Annotated in this window: 7 protein-coding genes; 4 read left to right on the plus strand and 3 right to left on the minus strand. The window is 58.3% G+C overall.

Annotation, left to right across the window (positions count from 1 at the left end):
- Positions 1-307: 307 nt before the first annotated feature.
- Positions 308-724 (plus strand): organic hydroperoxide resistance protein, encoded by a 417-nt coding sequence (locus PMI35_RS06085; RefSeq protein ID WP_008064280.1) that lies wholly within the window; start codon positions 308-310, stop codon positions 722-724.
- 598 nt (positions 725-1,322) lie between these two features.
- Positions 1,323-1,970, plus strand: a complete 648-nt coding sequence (locus PMI35_RS06080; RefSeq protein WP_008064281.1) for a hypothetical protein — start codon at positions 1,323-1,325, stop codon at positions 1,968-1,970.
- Between the two features lie 86 nt (positions 1,971-2,056).
- Here the strand turns inward: PMI35_RS06080 and PMI35_RS06075 are convergent, their stop codons facing one another.
- From PMI35_RS06075 to pdxR, 3 genes are all read right to left on the minus strand, one after another.
- The gene (locus tag PMI35_RS06075) at positions 2,057-2,671 is read right to left on the minus strand and encodes a TIGR00730 family Rossman fold protein (protein WP_008064282.1); all 615 of its coding nucleotides are present in this window, start codon (positions 2,669-2,671) and stop codon (positions 2,057-2,059) included.
- 20 nt (positions 2,672-2,691) lie between these two features.
- A complete protein-coding gene (locus PMI35_RS06070) occupies positions 2,692-3,324 on the minus strand; it encodes an FMN-dependent NADH-azoreductase (protein WP_008064285.1) in 633 nt (210 codons plus the stop codon).
- 105 nt (positions 3,325-3,429) lie between these two features.
- The gene (gene pdxR / locus PMI35_RS06065) at positions 3,430-4,848 is read right to left on the minus strand and encodes a MocR-like pyridoxine biosynthesis transcription factor PdxR (RefSeq protein WP_008064286.1); all 1,419 of its coding nucleotides are present in this window, start codon (positions 4,846-4,848) and stop codon (positions 3,430-3,432) included.
- A gap of 223 nt (positions 4,849-5,071) precedes the next feature.
- On the opposite strand from pdxR, the gene PMI35_RS06060 reads away from it, so the two are divergent.
- Both PMI35_RS06060 and PMI35_RS06055 read left to right on the plus strand, forming a co-directional pair.
- Positions 5,072-5,527, plus strand: a complete 456-nt coding sequence (locus PMI35_RS06060; RefSeq protein ID WP_008064288.1) for a carboxymuconolactone decarboxylase family protein — start codon at positions 5,072-5,074, stop codon at positions 5,525-5,527.
- Positions 5,528-5,588: 61 nt separating this feature from the next.
- Positions 5,589-5,909: a DMT family transporter gene (locus tag PMI35_RS06055; protein WP_008064290.1), complete on the plus strand. Its 321-nt coding sequence runs from the start codon at positions 5,589-5,591 to the stop codon at positions 5,907-5,909.
- Positions 5,910-6,106: the final 197 nt, after the last annotated feature.

Consider the following 6,106-nt stretch of genomic DNA (forward strand, 5'->3'; position numbering starts at 1 on the left):
CTTGGTTACTTGGGGCTCTTCCAAGTGACTCGCTGTAAAAGCGAAACCATAGGCGGCCGTTACCGCAGGAATGGATATGTACTCCGACAACAAATAATAGGTCGGCTATCAGGCCGTATTCGCCGGCAAGTCGGATCGCCGCACCGCTGGCTCCTGCAAGGTCTGCGCAGCGCAGGATGGCCTTTGTCGGATCAGGCACCCGGTTGAGCCGCGCCGTCTATCATTGGTTGCCTGGCATCAAGCCTGAAGGCCGTTTTTCTGATTCACCTGACATTGCACTGAACCTCAATTCAATCAGGAGATCATCATGAACCAGCTCGACAAAGTCCTGTACACCGCAAAAACCCACACCACCGGCGGGCGGGACGGCGCCTCGCGCAGCTCCGACGGCATCCTGGATATCAAGCTGTCGTCTCCGGGGGCAGGCGGTGGTGGTACCAATCCCGAGCAGTTATTCGCCGCCGGTTGGTCAGCCTGTTTCATCGGCGCGATGGGCGTGGCTGCCAAGGAACTAAAGGTTGCACTGCCCAAGGATGTGGCCGTCGACACCGAGGTGGACCTGGGTACCAATGAAGGCGGCTACCTGCTGCAGGCGCGGCTGAATGTGAGCCTGCCGGGCCTGGATCGCGAAACCGCACAGAAACTGGTCGACACCGGCCACAAGTACTGCCCGTACTCCAAGGCCACCCGCAACAACATAAACGTCACGCTGAAGTTGGTCTGAGTTGAAATAACAAACAGTCTTGGCGACAGTTTTTGGCAATGCCGCCAGGACTTTCAAAATATTCAGTAATCAATAATCGGATCCACTGAATAGTCTGACTGTTCAATCGAGCAGGAAATAAATGAGAGCCTGCTATCGATCTGGCCTATTGCTCAGATGGCAACTAGTGGATCCAATTGTCTACGTCGATGTTCATGTAAATCAACCAGCTCAGTTGGAACGGGCCTCTACGCGCTAGTTACTGGCTGATTACCCGTACCGAGGGTCCCCGAGGGCGCTACCGCTTGTCGGTGTGCTGGTTAAAAAATGAACATTTGCGGCCTGCGGGCCTCAGATTCTGCAGCACGTCATCCATGGCCTGCACTCGCAATCGAAAACAAGAAGTGGAAATAGAACCTCAAATGCAGTGAATGCAGATGGGGATTTTTTTACCCGAAAATTGAGAGGTAGTCACTAAGCTGTCATCAATTCCCTAACTGGCTAGATAGGATTTCGATAATAAACCTATTGGTCAGTTTTCTTGTATGAGCAAGGTCGTGCAGACAAATATTCTGCTGATTGGCCGATCTGAACTATCTAACAAGGTGGAGAGATACCCGTGGCGATAAACACAATTATGAGCCTGATCGAACATAAAGAATTTATGGAGTTATTGCGGCTGGGCGTTGTTTACGTTCATTTGCTCGCCTGTTGCGTGGCGATTGGTTTAGTGCTGACCAGTGATATTGCAATGGTCAGGGATATGTTGAAACGCAAAGTGCTGACTGAACATGACAATGCACACATGGAGAGTCTGCAGAAATCTGTCGTGATGGCATTGATCGGCCTATGGGTGACGGGTGCTGCCATCATCGGCATCGACTACCTCGGCAAAGGCACGGAGTACTTCATGAATCCGAAGCTTCACGCCAAGGTGATCATTGTCGTGCTGCTGACCTATAACGGCATCCTGCTGCACCGACTGGTATTGCCGGCCCTGCAAAAGGCAGGCTCCTTGCTTGAACTCGGATTCAGCGCCCGGATGCTGGCGCTGTTTTGTGGTTCGCTGTCGGCGGTATCGTGGATGTATGCCGCCATGCTCGGCGTCGGCCGTCCTTTGGCCTGGAAATACTCCCTCTCGGAACTGTTGATGGCTTACCCGGTTCTGATCGTGCTCGGCTTCTTGACGATGCTGGTATTGACTCAGCGAGCCAAGCGCCACAACACGGCTATCGCGCAGCAATGGACGATGGCTGGCGCGCACTGATTCAGTGATGCGCAAGCGCTGAAGTAAAAAGGTCCTGGCGACAGATTTTCGGGAGCAACGTCGCCAGGACCTGAAAAGCGTTCCTGTCACCGCGCTGTAACGGGTAACGGGGCAGGACCGATCCACTTCGTCACGGTCGGTGCCTGCCACTGCTCAAGCGCATCAATCAGTGCTACCGGATCAGTATCGATCAACAGCATCTCGCTGTGCTCGGTCTTCATGAAGGCTTCAGCCACGGCGTGGTCGAGAAGGCTGCGCAGCGGGTTGAAAAAGCCGCCGATGTTCAGGCAGGCGACGCCTTTGTGGTGTTCGCCCAGTTGCGTCAGCGTCGCCACTTCAAACAACTCTTCAAACGTCCCCAGACCGCCAGGCAGTGCAATGAAGGCATCGGCGTATTCGCTCATGCGCGACTTGCGACTGCGCATGTCCTGCGTCACTTCATGCCGGGTCAGGCCTTGATGCAGATGCCCGAGATCGAACAACTGGCGGGTGATGATGCCAACCACCTCGCCGCCCTCGGCGAGTACGGTGTCGGCCATCACGCCCATCAATCCCTTGTCGGTGCCGCCATACACCAGCCGCAAGCCACGCCTGGCGATTTCCCGGCCGAGGGCCCGGGCGCCTTTGACGTAGTCGGGGTTGAGGCCGTAGTTGGAGCCGCAGAACACGGCAATGCTGCGCAGGGGAGAAGCGATCGTCATGGTGTTTTCCTGGGGGGGATTCAGGCGGGCATTGGCGCGCGGCTGGCAAAATACAGTGCGCTTGCCTGTTCGGTTTTTTCTCGGGTAGCGTTCAAGGCATTGGGTTCTTGCCCGGTGCCTTCCACAGAGAAGAACTTCACGTCGAGCAAGCCGATACTCGCCAGTACGGCTCTCAGCCATGGCCGCAGAAAGTCCGGTTGCCGGGCGTTGACGCCGGTGAAGGTGCTGCCTGAGGCGATGGCAATGAACACTGGCCGGTCGCGCAAAGTGCCGACCTTGCCCTCAGGGGTGATACGAAAGGTACGATCGGCCTGGATCACATGGTCGAGCCAGGCCTTCAGCGCCGAAGGCACCATCAGGTTATGCATGGGGGTGGCGATCACCACGCAGTCGGCGCTTTCCAGCTCGCGAATCAATTGTTCGGACTGCAACAGGGCGCCTTTGGCGGCGCGAGCATGGGACGGCTCGCGCCGTTTGCTCACGGCTTCGGCATAGTCGGCATCGACATGCGCAAGCCCTGTGACCCCGCGCTCGGTGATGATGAAATCAGAGCCTTGATGGCTATCGATCAAATGGTTGATGAGGGTTTGCGAGAGCCGATAACTCTCGGAGGCTGTCCCTCGCGGGCTGCAGATCACGCGCAGTATTTTCATGGGACCCTTTGATGTTCGTTGAAGACCAGGTCTGCATGATGGAGTCGCTTGGCCCCGCGACAAAGAGCCAAGAATGGCTTGCGTGTGTGGGCCATGAATCTGGATTCAGAGCAGCGCCAGGATGTGTTGTCCAAGCTGTTCGGCACTGGCTTGCGAGGCGATGTTGGCGAAGCCGAGCAGCAAGCCGCAATGGGTAGGTGGGCCGATGCAACATTCGCTCAAGGCTTCGGCGTAAATGCCTGCATGCAGCAGGCGCTCAACCAGTGCGCGGTCGGACTGGGGCCGGGTCAAGCGCAGAATCAGGTGCATGCCGCCCGGTTGGGTGTCGATGTGAAAGTGATCGCCCAAGGCATTCGTCAGTCCTCTGACCACCGCCTCCCGGCGTTCGCCGTAGAGTTTGCGCATGCGCTGGATATGCCGGGCGAAATGGCCCTCGGTGACAAAGGTGGTGACGATGGCCTGGGTGAGCTCCGGGCAGCCGCCGAGGAAGGTCTGGCTGACGTGTTCGAAGCGTTCGACCTGCGCTGGCGGCACCACCAGATAGGCAAGCCGAATGCCGGGAAACAGCACTTTGCTGAAGGTGCCGGCGTACAACACGCGTCCGTCGCGATCCAGGCTCTTGAGTGCGGGCAGTGGTCGACTGATGTAGCGATATTCGCCGTCGTAGTCGTCCTCGATGATCCAGGATTGCTCGCGACCAGCCCATTCCAGCAGTTGCAGGCGGCGCGGCAATGACAGCGACATGCACAAGGGGCTCTGATGGGCCGGCGTGACCACCGCCGCGCGGGCGTCGAGTGAAGCGCTCACGCCTTGCTCGACCTGCATGCCGTCCTGGTCCACCGCAACGGGTTGCACCGCGATTTGCAGATACTCGAGCAATTGGCGGGTAGGGGGGTAACCGGGGTTTTCGACGAGCACACGGTCGCCTGGTTTCAGTAAGGCGTGGACGATCAGCGTCAGGGTGTTGCGGTAACCCGAGGTGACGAACACCTGCGAAGGTTGGCAATAGATGCCGCGCGCCATTTGCAGGTAGCTGGCGATCGCACTGCGCAAGGATTCCAGACCGTAGGCCGATGGATTGGCCATGTCCGCGACCCCGGTGGCGCGCACGCAGCGAGCGCCGATCTGCGCCCAGATCTTGCGCGGAAACACATCCAGCGCCGGCAAGGCCATTTGAAAGGGCAGCACTGGCGCCTTGTGCCGGACCGAGGTGCCGGCGAGCGGGTTCAAGGCGTGTTCGTCACGGCGCGAGTCTGTCCTGAGCGTGAGCCCTGCCGCCACCACCGTGCCGGCCTGACCACGGGACTGGATATAACCTTCGGCCGCCAGCAACGAATACGCGGTATCGATGGTGCCCCGGGCCAGCCCGAGCTCTTTTGCCAGCGCCCGGGCCGCGGGAATGCGCGCGCCGGGCGCGAGTACGCCGTCGCTGATCGCCGCGCGAAACCGCCAGTAGATTTGCCGGTAGATCGGCTCCTTCGAGGCGGGGTCGAGGGGTGACAGGTTGTTGATGGGGCTGGTCATGGACGCACTCTGGGGCAAACACCTGGGTTGCCGGCATGAACAATGATCCTACAAGCCATCATGACCTGCCTCCAAGATCCATGAATCATCTTGAGGACCAGGCCATGAAGGTGCCGCGCCTAAGCAAACATGGCCCAGTCCAGAAGCCGAAACATGGATCTTCAACCATAGACCAAACAGTCCCAGGATGCAGTCCTTCACACAGCCAACTCAAGGATCCATCATGACTTCGCGAATCAACTACGCCAGCGCTTCCCCTGAAGGTTACAAGGCCTTCGGCAACGTCTACGGCTATCTGCAAAAGAGCGATCTGCCCACCGAACTCATCGACCTGGTCTACCTGCGGGTGTCGCAAATCAATGGCTGCGCGTTTTGCATCGATATGCATTCGCGCGATTTGCTCAAACTGGGTGTCGCGGCAGACAAGCTGGTGCTGGTGCCGGTGTGGCACGACGCCGGAAATCTCTTCACCCAACGTGAACGCGTGGCGCTGGCTTGGGCCGAAAGCGTCACTCGGGTCGTCGAAACCGCTGTTCCCGATGCCATTTATCAGGCAGCGGCGGCCATGTTCAGCGAAAAGGAGCTGGCGGATCTCACTTACGCCATCGCCTTGATGAACGCGTTCAACCGACTCGGCGTGGCATTCCGCTCGACACCGGCGGCGGCTGGAAAAGCCTGATCGACTCAATCTCTCGCCTGGCTTCGAGGTCCGGCGAGACCCTCTGAAGGAGTTGTGACATATGGCTTGGGCACTATTGGGTATCGCCGGCATTCTGGAAATCGCCTTCGCCTTCTACATGAAGGGCTCCGAAGGTTTCACACGATGGGTTCCCGGTGTCTTGACGGTCGTCACTGGGCTGTCGAGCGTCTTCCTGCTTTCACTTTCGCTGCGCACCTTGCCGGTGGGCACGGCTTATGCGGTATGGACCGGCATCGGTGCGGCAGGCACTGCGATTGTCGGTATGGTGGTGCTGGGGGACTCCACGGCACCCCTGCGCCTGATGTGCATCGGGGTGATTCTGGCGGGGGTCATTGGGCTTAAACTGGTGTCGGCGAACTGAGGTTTGATCTTCTTGCTGCCTTACACCCTGAGCCTGTCCGTCAACCTGTGACGACCTCCATCTGGGCCTCTCCCAACGTTGGTCCATACCGTGTCGTAGCCTTTGGGGGATTGTTGTCTGAGTACATATCCATTGCTGCGGTAACGGCCACTTATGGTTTCGCCCTTACGGCGAGTCCCTTTTTCAAACGCCAAAAA

Source organism: Pseudomonas sp. GM78, from assembly GCF_000282475.1.
In the GTDB taxonomy this organism is placed as follows: domain Bacteria; phylum Pseudomonadota; class Gammaproteobacteria; order Pseudomonadales; family Pseudomonadaceae; genus Aquipseudomonas.